At 44.6% G+C, this 15,249-nt stretch carries 16 protein-coding genes and 1 pseudogene; 15 read left to right on the plus strand and 2 right to left on the minus strand.

Annotated elements, in window-relative coordinates; all coding sequences use genetic code 11:
* Window positions 1–29: 29 nt before the first annotated feature.
* The 11 genes and pseudogenes from H5715_RS16470 to H5715_RS16520 all read left to right on the plus strand — a co-directional run bounded on the left by H5715_RS16470 (window position 30) and on the right by H5715_RS16520 (window position 7,600).
* Window positions 30–764, plus strand: coding sequence for a hypothetical protein (locus tag H5715_RS16470; protein WP_075186367.1), 735 nt, complete (start codon window positions 30–32; stop codon window positions 762–764).
* A gap of 11 nt (window positions 765–775) precedes the next feature.
* Entirely contained in the window at window positions 776–1,372 is a 597-nt protein-coding gene (locus H5715_RS16475; protein ID WP_075186366.1) for an imm11 family protein, read from the plus strand.
* A gap of 204 nt (window positions 1,373–1,576) precedes the next feature.
* Window positions 1,577–2,236, plus strand: a complete 660-nt coding sequence (locus H5715_RS16480; RefSeq protein ID WP_075186365.1) for a hypothetical protein — start codon at window positions 1,577–1,579, stop codon at window positions 2,234–2,236.
* Between the two features lie 134 nt (window positions 2,237–2,370).
* Entirely contained in the window at window positions 2,371–2,991 is a 621-nt protein-coding gene (locus tag H5715_RS16485) for a hypothetical protein (RefSeq protein ID WP_139309814.1), read from the plus strand.
* A gap of 197 nt (window positions 2,992–3,188) precedes the next feature.
* Window positions 3,189–4,682, plus strand: a complete 1,494-nt coding sequence (locus H5715_RS16490; protein WP_281388216.1) for an IS1182 family transposase — start codon at window positions 3,189–3,191, stop codon at window positions 4,680–4,682.
* Between the two features lie 171 nt (window positions 4,683–4,853).
* Window positions 4,854–5,483, plus strand: coding sequence for a GNAT family N-acetyltransferase (locus H5715_RS16495; RefSeq protein WP_075186362.1), 630 nt, complete (start codon window positions 4,854–4,856; stop codon window positions 5,481–5,483).
* 190 nt (window positions 5,484–5,673) lie between these two features.
* Window positions 5,674–5,949 (plus strand): annotated as a pseudogene (locus tag H5715_RS16500) (BrnT family toxin); the annotation flags it as partial.
* Window positions 5,946–6,140: a hypothetical protein gene (locus H5715_RS16505; protein WP_075186361.1), complete on the plus strand. Its 195-nt coding sequence runs from the start codon at window positions 5,946–5,948 to the stop codon at window positions 6,138–6,140. The pseudogene H5715_RS16500 and the gene H5715_RS16505, both read left to right, overlap by 4 nt.
* Complete coding sequence (locus tag H5715_RS16510; protein WP_175574277.1) at window positions 6,130–6,276, plus strand: hypothetical protein; 147 nt, start codon at window positions 6,130–6,132, stop codon at window positions 6,274–6,276. The genes H5715_RS16505 and H5715_RS16510 overlap by 11 nt, the downstream gene beginning before the upstream one ends.
* 16 nt (window positions 6,277–6,292) lie before the next feature.
* Window positions 6,293–6,757, plus strand: a complete 465-nt coding sequence (locus H5715_RS16515) for a hypothetical protein (RefSeq protein WP_075186360.1) — start codon at window positions 6,293–6,295, stop codon at window positions 6,755–6,757.
* A gap of 342 nt (window positions 6,758–7,099) precedes the next feature.
* Window positions 7,100–7,600, plus strand: coding sequence for an RNA methyltransferase (locus H5715_RS16520; RefSeq protein WP_075186359.1), 501 nt, complete (start codon window positions 7,100–7,102; stop codon window positions 7,598–7,600).
* Between the two features lie 893 nt (window positions 7,601–8,493).
* Here H5715_RS16520 and H5715_RS16525 read toward each other — a convergent pair.
* Window positions 8,494–8,721: a YheV family putative zinc ribbon protein gene (locus H5715_RS16525; protein WP_075186357.1), complete on the minus strand. Its 228-nt coding sequence runs from the start codon at window positions 8,719–8,721 to the stop codon at window positions 8,494–8,496.
* A gap of 1 nt (window position 8,722) precedes the next feature.
* The gene (gene prlC / locus H5715_RS16530; RefSeq protein ID WP_075186356.1) at window positions 8,723–10,762 is read right to left on the minus strand and encodes an oligopeptidase A; all 2,040 of its coding nucleotides are present in this window, start codon (window positions 10,760–10,762) and stop codon (window positions 8,723–8,725) included.
* 64 nt (window positions 10,763–10,826) lie between these two features.
* Here prlC and H5715_RS16535 point away from each other — a divergent pair, with 64 nt between their 5' ends.
* From H5715_RS16535 to H5715_RS16550, 4 genes are all read left to right on the plus strand, one after another.
* Entirely contained in the window at window positions 10,827–11,384 is a 558-nt protein-coding gene (locus tag H5715_RS16535) for a gamma carbonic anhydrase family protein (RefSeq protein ID WP_075186355.1), read from the plus strand.
* A 23-nt stretch (window positions 11,385–11,407) separates the two neighbouring features.
* A complete protein-coding gene (gene uxuA, locus H5715_RS16540) occupies window positions 11,408–12,604 on the plus strand; it encodes a mannonate dehydratase (RefSeq protein ID WP_075186354.1) in 1,197 nt (398 codons plus the stop codon).
* A gap of 141 nt (window positions 12,605–12,745) precedes the next feature.
* Complete coding sequence (locus tag H5715_RS16545; protein ID WP_175574283.1) at window positions 12,746–13,768, plus strand: lactonase family protein; 1,023 nt, start codon at window positions 12,746–12,748, stop codon at window positions 13,766–13,768.
* Window positions 13,769–13,835: 67 nt separating this feature from the next.
* A complete protein-coding gene (locus H5715_RS16550) occupies window positions 13,836–14,834 on the plus strand; it encodes a potassium channel beta subunit family protein (RefSeq protein ID WP_075186352.1) in 999 nt (332 codons plus the stop codon).
* Window positions 14,835–15,249: the final 415 nt, after the last annotated feature.

Raw genomic sequence — 15,249 nt, forward strand, 5'->3', positions numbered from 1 at the left:
AATCTACATAGTTTAAATTGGAGATCTCAATGACACAAATTGGGGAAGGTATCGCAATAACTCAAGTACGCCTAGATGAAGGTAAGTGCGTATTTTGTGGTGAAGATGAACATGAGTTCCCTAAAAAGGATGTGATTAAGGCAACTGGTTGGAAAAGAGCAAAAATCGCGGGGGTGGGCGGACGGTTTTCTGGTGCGAAACTTGACCTTTACCCTAAACAAGTAACGCCACCAACTGCTTATAAATCAGAAGGGCATCATTGTCTTGCGTTTAGCTCTTTTATCATCGGGGCACAATCGTCACCACCGAATCCAAGAGACCGATTTGCTGCATTAAACCACTATTTAAAAGAAAAAAATTATGACCCAAACAATATAAATAATGTTATTGATTTACCTGGTAGAAAAGAAAAAGGCGAGGAAGATCCTCGCTCACATTATATGGAGTTTACTATCGCGGTAGAGAAGGAAAAACCACTACAAGTTCATATTGGCGGCCATGCTGATAAGTTTATGAATGCGTCAAACGTGCTGCTTTTAGATATAGTTAGTACAATTCAAGAAAATAAATTATGTGGTAAGCCTGATGATGAATTTAAAAATAAATTGTTAAAGAAAGTTGAGAATGCAGAAGATAAGGCATTTAAAAAAACAGCAGGTGCTATCTCTCCTTGGATTTGTCACCCTGCTCATATTAATAAGGCGAAAGAGTTTGCTAATGATATGCTAAACCGAACCGAAGAGATTAAATTCCCCAAATTATAAGGACTGATTCAATGTCACAATATTTACTTTGCCCCAATATGGATACCTCTCCTGGCTTGCGAATGAGCGATAATGGTTCATGCAATAAAATTATTTGGAGAAAGGGGCACAAGATAGATCTAAATAAGTTCGATTTATCAAACCTAGAGTTTTTATGTGAAACGCTACCCTCAGGTGGTATGACGGATTATGCGGTGAGCGATATGGGCTGTTCTGTGGTGTCAGAGCGTTTTAAACAGTTTTTAGATAGCCTTAAGATTAATACCATTGAATATTTTCCAGCCACCATGATAGAACGAGAGGGGGAGCCAGCAAAGTCGGGATATTATGCCGCTAATATACTGGGCTTGATCGATTGTATCGATAAAGATGCTTCTGAGATGGATGCAGAGCCTAATGATGAAGGTGAGCTTACAATTATTTTTAGTATTGACAAGCTAGTATTAAAAGATACCCCCTTTAGCCAAGAGCCTATTCATAGAGCGGCTCATTTTACTCGGTTAATTTTGATTAATGAACTAACCAAGCAGAAAATAAAAGAAAGTGGCTTAACGGGCATTCGCTTAGTTGCACCTGAACGCTGGGATGGCATTAACGGGGAATTGTAGGTAGGACAGCTAAGAGGATGTCAGCCTTGAAATCTAGCTATAACAAAGTCATCAAACCTTACACTTTTTACTCCATTCCATGTTGTGCATGCCTGCGGCATAATCGCACAACATTCCATTACATAAAAAAGTGCAGTTTATAACAACGTTATATCAAAACGAGCCCTGTCCTTGGGTGAAAATAAATAGTAGGAGTAATATAAAATGAAGTTTTTTGGGATCGGCACAAAATTTATGGCCTCTATTTTGGCTCTTTCATTATTTAGTGGCTGTGCCGTTAATGCTCCCATTCCTATTCCCTTGGTAACTTCTTTTGATTCCGAAGGAGAGCGTAAAGAAAGTGTGTTACTTGTAATTGATGATGAGTTTCGACGATATGAATTTGTTGAGTCGCAGGTGTTAGCTAACTTCATATACCCTTTGGGTGAAAAATTGCCTGTTATGATAGAGAATTCATTAACGCAGTCTTTTTCTCACGTTGTTGTTGCGTCTAACAGCGAGGCAAAAAGCGAGTACGACCTTATTATTCAGCCAAGAATAAAAAGCTTCGAGGTCAAGATTCCTGCTACGATTATGTCGCGTACTAAAACAAATATTGAAATTGAGTACTTTGTTTTGAACGTTAATGGTGGCAAAGAGTACACATTGCTGGGAGTCGGTGATTATGAGATTACTACTGAGGAAGACAAGGTGTTGTATAAAGAATTGTCGGAATATTCTTCTAGCTTCTACTACCATGATGTTAGCTCGGGAAACGGAGTGAATATACCAAATTTTGCCTATTTGGCTGCAAGGGACGCTGGCGTAGCTATATACCATTGCCTAAACGACTTGGATTCGAAACTGCTAGAGAGTCTGGAGTAAAAATATAACAATGCCAGCCAGTAGGATCTACATTTCGGCGCTTCGCGCCTTCACTCCGGACTCTGCTGGCGGGCGTTAGCTTATAAGGAGCTTAGGTGAGACTAAGAAGGAAACAGGTTTGGACAATAGGTTTCATGGTTGTTTTCATATCACCTGTAGTTTTATATGGGTACCAATTTGGTATTGGGCTCTGGAGCGAGCATAGTAAATGGGCTGAACTTGGGTCTTTTTTATCAGGCGTATATTCGCCAGTAATCGCGTTATTTGCTTTCATCGTGCTTCTTGTTCAGGCTAGCTGGCAGAGTAAAATAAATAAGTACCAGTACGATATTTCGTACATATCAGCTAACCGAGACGTTATTGACTATTACATTGAAAAAATGGAGCAATATCTAGAAAAGAAAAATGAGCAAGGAGTAACTATATCTCAAGAGTTGGTTCAGAAGTACTATGCTAAATCTGAAGATGCGCTACAGCTAGAAAGGGACCAAATATCAAATTACATTACTGCTTTTCATCCAAAAGTATCTGGCATTTGGAGCGCGCTTTACCCAATCTTAAATGCGATGGGGAGTAATAGCGAATTTCCATACGAGCACAACTATCTGGGTTCAATTCAAAAAATAGAAACGATCTTAACTCTACCAGTCTGTGTGGCAATTGATAAAGTGTACTTTTGTATAAACCGTAGGGTTAACCCTAGCGAAACACTATTTTGGGAAGGTGGTAAAAATATAACAAGTGGGTCAACCTGATGCCACATGCTACGCTCCGTTTTGGGGTGGCTTCGCCACTTTACCCCAAAACTACACTCCCACAGGTTACCCAAGCGTTGAAGCTGTCGAATTACTCCCAAAAGTGCAATGTTTCTGCTGAATTGACCACTTTCATCTAGTAAAGTGAACCTACTATCCATTTACAGGAAATCCTGATAGGCAATAACTTCAAAGAAATTGACTCGAGCCAAGGTCGATTTATTCCCGTTATCCCTGATGAGCAAATAACAGAGGGTAGTTTTGATGAAACGGTTCAGCTTCTAATCGATCACGTTGCTGATTTAAGCTCGTTCGAGGCGGGTTACAATAACTCCAAGGGTGGAGCCTCAGCTTACCCTCCATCAGTGTTGTTAAAAATTATACTGGCCGCCTATTCTCGCGGTATTACCGGTAGCCGAAAAATTGAAAACCTTTGTAAGTTCAATACCGTCTTTATGAGCTTGTCTGGATTCCTTACTCCGGATCACTCGACACTAGCGGCATTCGTATCTAAACAGCATAAGCAAATCGAAGATCTATTTATTCAAATTGTCATAGAGTGCGATTACCTAGGCTTGATCGGAGGCAATTGTTTTTCAATCGACGGTACGAAGCTGTCGTCTAATGCCAGTAAAGATAATTCGGGCACAATTTCTGATTTCGAGAAGCGGTACAAGAAAATAAAGAATGGCGTTAATTTTCTATTAAGGCAGCACCGCGAGGAAGACAAAGCGGGCGGTGTGAAGCCTGATCGTCGAGAGAGAGAAAAGAAGAAAATCAAGAAATTGCGAAAACTTGCTAAGGATCTAGAAGCCCCTCTTAGTGAAATGACGGACAAAATTGGCCGTACAGGCAAGCCCAAAAAGACCAATCTTACGGACTCGGATAGCAGTACCCTAATGTCCGGAGGTGGTGGTGCCGCACAAGGGTATATGGCCGTTGCTGTTGTAGATGATAAACACCAAGTGATTTCTGGTGCGGGAATAGCGCATGAAACAGAGCACAAATGCTTCATCCCAATGCTTGAGCAGGTTGAGGAGAACCTAGGAATAAGCTTAGAGGGACGAAAGGTTCTAGCTGACGCAGGGTTTAATACTATTGAAAACGTCGACTACTGTTTTGAACATGAAATTGATGCCTATTTAGCCGACGGGGGCATGCGAACAAGAAACCCGCTCTATAAAGACAGGGATCGCAAGAAACCGGAATCGCGCAGACGGAAATTCTTTAAGGTCAGTGAATTTAGCTACGACGAGGAAAGTAATAGTTGTCAATGCCCGGTCGGTAACAGCATGAGGTTGGCGATGGATGATTACATACTGAATGGCGAACACTACCGAAAGTTTGTGGGGCTGCTAAACGATTGTCGAAGCTGTTCATTTCAGAAGCAGTGTATGAAAAGCGCACCGAGACTACAGGGTCGACAAGTATCGATTAAAAAGGACGCGAAATCGAATCCTCCGAGCCCCTTTGATCTAATGAAAGAAAAGATAGATTCGCCGGAGGGGCGAGATATATACGGGGGCAGAATGGGCGCTGTAGAGCCGGTGTTTGGGAACATTAAGCATAACATTGGATTAAAGTGGTTGAGCCTGCGAGGTTTAGAGACGGTCACGGGTCAATGGTTGCTGTTCACAATGGTACATAATATGGTAAAGATTCAAAAATACGGCGAATATGAGCCCCAGTAGGGGTTTGTTGTTATTTTTTTAATGTTGGGGTATTGATTTTCCATTTTGGATAAATAGATGTTCCTCGACAAATTAAAATAAAAACAGGAAAGGCTAGTTGATTTTATTCATCTAAATATGTGAGTAATTCGACAGCCTCGTTAGATTGGAAAGCGCAATCAAGGAAATCGCGTGGGAAATATTGAAATAAGGAAATACCGAAAGTCAGATTACTCTAGCTGTGAAGAGTTAGTTAATCTTGCTTGGAGATTCGATAAAATATTTGCATCAGAAAAGCTATTTGTGTTGGCCAAAGAGCTATACACAAGAGGCTCATTTTTCACTAGCAATTATCATATGGTCGCAGAAATTAACGGAAAGGTCGTTGGCTTTATCTTCGGGTTTAATATTAATAACAAAAATCCTAAAGGCGGTCTGCTGCTTGGGTTAAAAGCTACATTCAAGTTATATTTTGGTAGCACTAATAAAGAAGAACGCAATATATTAATTGAGACAGCAACTGTACATGGAAAAAACAGAGCATCTGTAGACTCTCGAAATGTAAATGAAATTGTTCTATTCGTTATAGACGAAGCTTATCGGGGCTTAGGCATAGGCTCCAAATTGTGGAATTCATTCAAAGGTCATTGCGATAATTCAAATTCCGAAATAATACGTGTAGAAACAAATAGATTGGGCGCAAGTGGCTTCTATGAAAGAATAGGGTTTAAGTTTTATGCCAACTTCAACTCTCCGCTACATGAACTTGCCACAAAAGGTGGTCAAGCATGTATATATGAGTATAGCAGAAGTGAAATCTAACAAATCGCTCAAGCATCGCCACTTCGTGGCTGGACAGTTTTTAAGTCGCGTTTTTGTGGTTTTTCTGCGCAAAAGAATTCCACAAAATCACAACTTAAAAACTGCCGCTTAGCTCGGCGTTAGTAGCTACTTTGATATTCCTAATTTAGGAGGAAATATGGAATTTGAATGGGATTAAAATAAACGTCAACAGACCTTACTGAGACGCGGAATTGATTTTATTGACGCCGTAATGGTTTGGGATGACCCGTTTCGGCAGGAGCGGATAGATACTAGAAATGATTATGGTGAAATTCGATATCAAACAATAGGTAAGTGTGAACTTGGAGTTTTATTTGTCGCTTATGCAGTGAGAGCATACTCAGAAGGTCAGTTGGTAAATAGAATTATTTCAGCGCGTCCAGCAAAGAAAAATGATATCGAGCAGTATGAATCACACTTATTTAGAAAAGGAGTAGCGCTGTGAGCGAACGTATTACCAGAATGTCGTTTGAGCAGATTAAAAAACTTAAAGGGCTATCAAATGCTAAAAAAGTACAATCAATGACCGACGAAGAAATAGGAAAAATTATCGATGAAGATCCAGATCTTCATCATTTAACGGACGAAGAGCTTTCTCAGTTTCAGCTCGTCAAGGAAATCGGCAATGGACAATAATAAGAAAGAAAAGACGAAGATGTCGTTAGAAGAAGCCAAGAAAACCAAGGGAAAACCAACTTTGGTAAGCTACTTTCAGAGCAGAATAAAGAGAAATCAAAAAAATGGGCCGGTGAGTTCGGCGTTAGAGCAGTAAATAAGTAAGGGGATATATGAAAAACGTATTTTTACTATTTATCTTTTGTTTTATTGTCGCTTGTGCGACTCCGCCATCTACATCGCTTAATTATGATAATGCAGATGTAGGCACTCCTAATGAAGAATATTCTGTTTTAGTACTTTATCGAAAAATGGTTCCACCTGTTATGTATAAGGTGTCAGCCAGTCTGAATGGAAAGAGTATTGCTCAATTACCTAATAAGGCCTTTACTTGGGTTTACATAACGAAAGGAGAGCATGAAATAAAAATAAAATGGCCTGGAATTGCTATGACGCCAAGCACCAAAATCAACCTGACTGCCGAGCCGGGAAGGTATTATTTTGTCGAGTTTGGTGGTAGTACATACGTCTCAGGTACTGGAGTAGCGTACAACTTACATGGAGCAAAAGTACGCACATATGAAGAGAGTGTTGATGAGGTTCGCTCATGTTGTGGCTTCATTCCGTCACTGCTCTAACAAGCCTATCAATCTGGGGCTTGTCGGTTTGCTCCTGAGCATAGTCGTGGTATATAAACTTAAAACGCTACCTATTTGGTTTAAGCAGACGACCAAATATTTGAGCTATCTATGGGTTCTTTTTGTCCCAGCGGGTACAATAATTGGTGTTGTTCAAATTAAGCGACTAAATGCAAAAAATGCTTAACAAAGGTAGCCAATTGGCCTCCGTAAGCTGTCTTGGTTTTTACAAAAAATACGCAAACGCTCAATCCAACTTACTCCGGAAATAGCTACCGGCGTTAAATGTAAGGCGAAACCTTTGCCTGCTTTTCTTAAATCACCAAAAATGAACTAATTTTAATGAAAAATAGTTATGCCTGTATCGGCCTGTTCAACCCTAAGTCTCCTGAGAATGTCGGTTCAGTGATGCGTGCCGCTGGCTGCTATGGCGTCAATTCCGTGTTCTATACAGGAAAACGGTACGATCACGCCAAGCCTTTCTACACCGACACCCAAAGAATTTATGAAACACTGCCGCTCATAGGAGTAAAGGAATTAGAAGATATTATACCGTTGGGCTGCGTACCAGTGGCCATTGAGTTGATCGCTGGCGCCAAGCCACTAACTAGCTATAAGCACCCAGCCCGAGCCTTTTACATTTTTGGTCCAGAAGACGGCACTCTGAAAAAAGAGATCACCGACTTTTGCGAGGATATTGTCTATATTCCAACTGAGGGCTGCATGAATTTAGCCGCCACTGTAAATGTAGTACTCTACGACCGCCTCGCTAAGGGAGATCACTTCTCTCACCATCAAGACTCATTAAAGAACAAGAAAAATCAGCCAAACAACCTGCCATAATGTTGGTTCTGGATGCTTTGGCTGTGATTGCTGGAGAAACATTTAGCAAACACATAAAAAAGATTTCCCACAAAAAGCGTGGCCGGGATTCGCTGTCGCTCGCCGTTTATGTGGGCGTTTAGGTGTAAATCAGAAAGGAGAAATTACGCCAACAAATAGTGGAAAATATTGGGTTACATGGGCTAATGCCAAGAGCAGTAATAAGGTAAATAATTTATAGGCGACCTTCAAAGATTTTACGGATGCTGGGACGGCTGTTGATATCCAATGGAATCATGGCAATTTAGTAAAAAGTAAAGCTGGAGTAGCGGAAATGGTGAATGCATTTTGATTGGAAATTCCTCCAAGAAGCATAAATCCAGCTTCGTTGACACGTAATCATATAAGTGGGAAAGCCATAGACATGGCGATAAAATGGAGCGGTACAAGTAAAGTAAAAAAACGGATGGCCGCATGGAAATTGCTTGGCTATAAAAATCCAAGTCAAATATATGGAATGGCTGCTATTATCTAGGTTCCGAATCGGAAGTAACGTGCGATGAAAAATATAACAACTAGATACAGCCGACAGGCTAACGTGCCGGCTGATTTCGGTGTTATGTAATCGCAACCAACAGCAACTAGTATTTTTGGGATTTAGTTTTTATGAATTGGAAGTTGGTACTATTGGTCACGTTTTCGGTCACGCTGGGTTCTGCCGTCGCGGTGTATTGCTTGGGGAGTTTTAGTGTGTTGGGTTTTGTCGCGTGTTTGGGCGCTTCACTTTTGGCGGCAATATTGGTGTCTTTTTACAAACCATTGGTAAAAAAAGCGCAGAGTGGTGAGCTTTTCGCCGCGCTAGTTGGCAGGTTCTAGGCGGCGTTGCTGTTGTAAGTGGAACGATTGGCGGGGTGTTATTCTTTTGGTGGAAACTGTATAACTTGGGTTTGTGATTGCATTTCTTCTTCCGTTCGGTTTACGCGGGTTTCCAGTTCTTTTATTACCGGTCTTATCAGTATTTCATCTTTGTAGCCGCAGGCTACACACTCACGATAATTTTTCTCTTCATCCTGATAATTTAGGATTTTGTCCATTACTCCGCATTTGGGGCAGACGGCCCCGGCAATAAAGCGTTTTTTCATATTAGGTGGCCAGTCCGGAGTGTCTTAATAGTGCATCTACGTTTGGCTCGCGGCCACGGAAGTTTTTGAACAGTACCATGGCATCTTCTGAGCCGCCTTTTTGTAATATTTCCTGCAGGTAGCGCTGACCTGTTGCGGTATCGAAAATTCCGGCTTCTTCAAAAGCGGAGTATGCATCGGCAGACAGCACTTCGGCCCACTTGTAGCTGTAATAACCCGCCGCGTAGCCTCCGGCAAAGATATGGGAGAAGCTGTGTTGGAAGCGGTTGAAGCTTGGCGGAGAAAATACGGCGACTTCGTCGCGCACTTGGTTTAGCAGTGCTTGTACGCCGGGGAATTCGTTGGCGCCACTGTGAATATGCAGGAGGAAATCGAACAGTGAAAACTCTAGTTGCCGTTGCATAAACATGGCTGCCTGGAAGTTTTTGGCGGCCAGCATATTGTTAAGCTTTTCTTCGGGCAGTGATTTGCCATCTTCGTAGTGAGCAGATAAAAACGCGAGGACTTCGCGTTCCCAGCAGAAGTTTTCCATAAACTGGCTGGGTAGCTCTACGGCATCCCACGCGACACCGTTAATGCCGCTTACCGCTGCGACATCTATTTGCGTGAGCATATGATGTATGCCGTGGCCAAATTCGTGGAAGGTTGTTGTGACTTCGTTGTGGGTTAGCAGCGATGGCTTGCCGTCGAGCGGCGGATTAAAGTTGCACACTAGGTAGGCAACGGGTAGTTGTAATTCGCCCTGGCGAATGCGTCTTACCCTGCATTCATCCATCCAGGCGCCACCACGTTTTTTCTCGCGGGCATAGAGATCGAAATAGAAGCCGGCGATGGGCTCGCCGTTTTGCGTAATTTGGTAATATTTTACCGACTCGTGCCAGGTTTTGACTTCTGCTGTTTTGTCTTCAAATTCTAGCTTAAATAGGCGATTCGCCACTTCGAACAAGCCTTTGATAACGGTGTCGGCTGGAAAGTAGGGGCGCAGTTCTTCCTGCGAAATACTGTAGCGTGCTAATTTGAGTTTTTCTGAGTAGAACGGAATATCCCAGGCTTTTAGTTGCTGTACGTCGTATTCGCTGGAGGCAAAGGCTTTGAGCTCCTGAAGATCTTTTTCGGCAAAGGGCTTTGATTTTTTTGCGAGGTCGCGCAGAAATTCGACGACTTGGTCTGTGGTTTCTGCCATCTTGGGTTCGATGGAAAATTCGGCGTAGTTGTTAAAGCCAAGTAGCTGGGCTAATTCCTGACGCAGGGCCAGTATTTCTTCCATTATGTCGGAGTTATTCCATTTTCCAGCGCTGGGGCCTTGGTCTGATGCGCGGGTGTTAAAGGCTTCGTACATTTCCCTGCGCAGTTCGGGGTTTTCGCTCTGGGTGATAACGGTGAAATAGACGGGTGTGTCGAGCGTTAGTACCCAGCCGCTAAGCTCTTTGGATTGGGCAGCTTCTTTGGCGGCGGCAATGGCAAATGGCGGTAAACCCACCAGTGCTTTTTCATCTTCAATGTGCTTGTACCAGCCGTGAGTAGCATCGAGAACGTTGTTGGAAAACTGGTTGGTTAAGGTCGATAGGCGGGATTGTATTTCGCCGTAGCGCTGTTTCTGTTCGGTGGGCAAGGCGACGCCGGACAATTTAAAATCGCGAATGGCGTTATCTACGGTTTTTTTCTGGGCCTGACTAAGTAAGGGGTAGTGCTGGCCATCGCGCAGCTGCTGATAGGCTTTGTATAGGGTTTCATTTTGCCCAAGCTCGGTAAAATACTCGGTTAGCAGCTGTCGGCTCTGTTCGTAAGCTTCTCGCAGTTCATCGCTGTTGCAAACCGCGTTAAGATGACCGACTGGCGACCAGGCTTTGTTTAAGATATCGCCTCGCTCTTCGATGGGTGCCACCAATGTTTCCCATGTCACGTCTTTTAACTGCGCAAGCTGCTGTGTTAGCTGCGCGCGTGCATCGGATAAAAGCTGAGTGACTGCTGGCACCACATGTTCTGTTTGAATCGCATCAAAGGGAGGTAAGGTTTGGTCTTGCAACAGAGGGTTGTTCATCGCTTCTTGAATCCTTAGCGCTTAGAATGGCGAAATATCGTAGGTTTCTTTAATGGAGTTTAGTATGAGCGAAAACAAGCCCCTTGCCGGCAATATCCGGCCTTACAAAGACCATACACCGATGCTGGGCGAACGCGTGTTTGTCGATGCTGCCGCCGTTGTTATTGGTGATGTAGAGCTGGGCGACGATGTATCTGTTTGGCCCTGCGCAGTGGTTCGCGGCGATATGCACAGTATCCGCGTGGGTAAACGCACCAGTATTCAGGACAATGTGACCCTACATATTACCCATGCGAGCAAGTTTACGCGCGATGGCTGGCCGGTGAATATTGGCGATGATGTGACTATTGGTCACGGCGCCTGTTTGCATGGCTGCACGGTGGGAAACCGCGTGCTGATTGGGATAGGCGCTACGATACTGGACGGCGTGGTTATTGAAGATAATGTGATGGTTGCGGCAGGGGCTTTGGTTCCGCCGGGCAAGAGGCTGGAATCGGGCTACCTTTATGTGGGTAATCCGGCAAAACAGGCGCGCGCGTTAAAAGAATCCGAATGCGCCTTTTTCGAATATTCTGCCAACAATTATGTGGCGCTGAAAGACGATTACTTAAACGAGCAGTGAGCTTAAGTGAAAAGGGTAAATTAATGACCGTTATAGATTATTCCAATACCTTAATGGAGCAAACCATGCGCTGGTTTGGCCCGAAAGATCCCGTTAGCCTTTCCAATTTGCGACAAGCTGGCTGTGCCGGTGTTGTCAGCGCCCTTCATCAAATTCCCAATGGGGTGGTTTGGAGCGTGGAGGATATTCAAGCCAGAAAGGACGAAATTGAAGCAGCCGGTATGCGCTGGAGTGTTGTTGAAAGTTTACCGGTACACGAAGATATAAAATCCCAAGAGCTGGGCTTTGAACAGTTTATCGAAAATTACAAACAGAGCCTGCGCAATCTTGCCGCCTGCGATATAAATATTATTACCTATAATTTTATGCCGCTACTGGACTGGACTAGAACAAGCTTGAGCTACGACATGCCCGATGGTGGTAAAGCTTTGCGCTTCGATATGATCGATGTGGCGGCCTACGATATATTTATGCTTAAGCGCCCGAATGCGGTGGACGGCTATTCGGAAGACGTCGCTGCCCTGGCAAAAGAAAAATTTGACGCCTTAGATGAAAGCGACAAAGTGGCCTTGGAAAAAACCATTGTTGCGGGTTTGCCGGGTAGTGAGGTGGGCTTCAGTACGGAGCAATTTTTACAGGCAATTATGGTTTACCATGATATTGGCCCTGAGCAATACAAACAAAATTTGTTCTATTTTTTACAGCAGGTTTGTCCAATTGCTGACGAGCTGGGCATTAAGCTTGTTGTTCACCCGGATGATCCTCCCTTTACCATTTATGGTTTGCCTCGGGTTGTGAGTACGGCTGAAGATTTGGATGAGTTATTTGAAGCGGTACCGAATGAATCCAATTGCCTGTGTTTTTGCGCAGGGTCTTTTAGTATTCGTGAAGACAATTATTTAGAGGGTATGGTGCGCCGGTTTGGTGATCGTATTTATTTTATTCACCTGCGTAATACCCAGAGGGAACAGTACGGTAGCTTTCACGAGTCCCAGCATTTGAATGGCAGTATCGATATGTTTGAATTGATCAAGGCCATAGTGGAGGTATCACGTAAGCGGGGGGTTTCCATTCCTATGCGGCCGGATCACGGACATCAAATTCTGGATGATCTGGATAAGCAGGCTAATCCGGGGTATTCGGCGATTGGACGATTGAAAGGTCTGGCCGAATTGCGTGGGTTGGAGTTGGGAATCGCTCGTTCTTTAGTCGCGTTATAGCAAACGGGTTTTTCGTCCTGCGGGGCGAAAAACCTACAAATTGATATCTACTTAAAAATAAAAGAAAAAATGAAAAAATACCTGCTAGCTCTAACATTGATCATCCTAACCGCTTGTCAGCCCAACAAAGAGCCCAATAATATGCAAACTTTCTATACCGGTGGTTATACCGGCTCTGAAGAAACCGCCAGTAAAGGTATTTACCAATTCGATTTTAATCCTGAAACGAGGGAAATGGGCAACCTAAGCCTGGTAGTAGAAACCACAAATCCCTCCTGGCTGATGCAGGAAAATAAAAACACTTATGCCGTGGGTGAAACCCCTCAGGGTGTTCTGAATGTTTATGAGGGAGGCGAACTAAAGCAAACGCTAGCGAGTGAAGGCGCTTCGCCTTGCCATCTGGCTCTCAGTAAAGATAAGCAGCATTTAGTTGTGGCGAATTATATGGGCGGGAATATTGCCTTGTTTTCTCGAGACAGAAATACGGGCTTATTGGGCGAGCAGCCACAAGTTAAGCAGCACACCGGTGCTGGCCCCGACAAAGATCGCCAAGAGGCGGCCCACGCGCATTGGGTGGGCTGGGATAAGGCCGAGAAGATTTTATACGTGGTGGATTTGGGTATTGATACCATTATGGCCTACCCTTTCGATCAAGCGAGTGGGCAATTAGGTGAGGGTTTTGTGGCATTAAAAGCCAAGCCTGGTGCTGGCCCGCGTCATATGATTTTTCATCCCACTAAAAATGCGATCTATGTGGTCAATGAGCTGGATAATACGCTTTCCTTAGTGGTACAGAATGACGACGGTACATTGACCGAGAAACAAACTATTTCCATCCTGCCGGAAGATTTTAACGAGTATTCGCTGGCCGCTCATATTGTGCTGAATGCTGCGGGTAGCCGTTTGTATGTTTCCAACCGAGGCCACGATTCCATTGCGGTTGTGGCTCTGGAGGAGGAAGGAACGATGGATCTTATTCAGTGGCAATCGTCGCTGGGCCATTGGCCACGGTATTTCTCTTTACTGGAGGACAGCAATACTTTGCTGGTGGCGAATGAACAAAGCAACATGCTGGTTGCTCTGGAAGTTGCAGCCGATGGTCGGCTGGCACCAACAGGGCAGACGTTGGATGTGGGTACGCCAACCTTTATCGGTACCCCTTGAGAATCCAACCTATATTTGACAGAACAGTTGTTAACATCCGCGCAAAATTTATTAAGGGGTAAATAATATGCAATATCGTCGATTGGGTAAATCTGGGCTACAGGTGAGTGCTTTATCGCTGGGTTCCTGGGTTACCTTCGGTAAGCAGGTACATCTGGATGATGCCAAAGCTATGATCCAGGCTGCGTTTGATCTGGGTATTAATTTCTTCGACAACGCCGAAGGCTATGAAGCCGGTGAATCGGAAATTGTAATGGGTAACGCCATCAAAGCGTTGGGCCTGCCACGGGACGAATACTGTGTTTCCAGCAAGGTGTTCTGGGGCGGTAAAAAGCCCAATCAGTTGGGGCTGAGTAATAAGCATGTTACTGAGGCCTGTAACGCTGCGCTTAAGCGTCTGCAGGTGGACTACTTGGACCTGTATTTCTGCCATCGTCCGGATATAGATACCCCTATCGAAGAAACCGTACGCTCTATGCATAACCTGGTTGCGCAGGGCAAAGTACTCTACTGGGGAACCTCCGAATGGAACGCGCAGCAGATTATGGAAGCCCATATGATCGCCCGCCAGTACAACCTGACCCCTCCCACCATGGAGCAGCCGCAGTACAATCTGTTCGAGCGTCAAAAGGTGGAAGAGGAATATCGCGATATATACACCGGCGTTGGTCTGGGTACTACAGTTTGGTCGCCACTGGCCAGCGGTGTGCTTACTGGCAAATACAACAACGGTATCGGCAGCGATGGTCGCTTGAACCTGCCCGGTTATGAGTGGTTGAAGGAGATGTACGAGTCGGAAGAAGGCCAGGAGAAGATCGAGAAGACCCGTAAACTCTCCGCCGTCGCCGATGGTTTGGGTGTACCTGTCCACCATTTGGCACTGGCCTGGTGTTTAAAGAACCCTAATGTGAGTACCGTTATTCTCGGCGCATCTAAAATCGAGCAGCTGAAAGACAATGTTGCCGCGCTTGATGTGATCGAAAAGATCACACCCGAAGTTAACGATGCCATAGAAGCCATTGTGCAGAATCGCCCGGCTGACCCAATGCGTTGGGCTGAGCTGTAAGTTGCCAGTGACTCAAAAAAACTGAAACTATTTTGAACTTAGGGAAAAAGCTTTAGTCATATATTGTGTGCAGGCGAGATCGCCTGTTGGGTTTCCTCCCAATGATTATTGATTGATCTAAGCTTCCCCAAAGCGATAGCTAGCCCCGAGCCCCAAAAGCTCGGGGTTTTTTTATGTCCAGGGATGGACGGTATGCCGCGGGCGCATGGATGCGCAGGAGCGGCGTCTTCCCGCTGGTAGCAGCCACCCCTACGAAGTGAGTATATTCGTGCAGATTCGGGCCAGCGCGTGGTAATGGACGGTATGCCGCGGGCGCATGGATGCGCAGGAGCGGCGTCTTCCCGCTGGCAGCAGCCACCCCTACGAAGTGAGTATATTCGTGCAGATTCGGGCCAAAACATTGCCCTAACGGGAA

This window comes from Teredinibacter haidensis (assembly GCF_014211975.1).
GTDB classification, from domain to species: Bacteria; Pseudomonadota; Gammaproteobacteria; order Pseudomonadales; family Cellvibrionaceae; genus Teredinibacter; species Teredinibacter haidensis.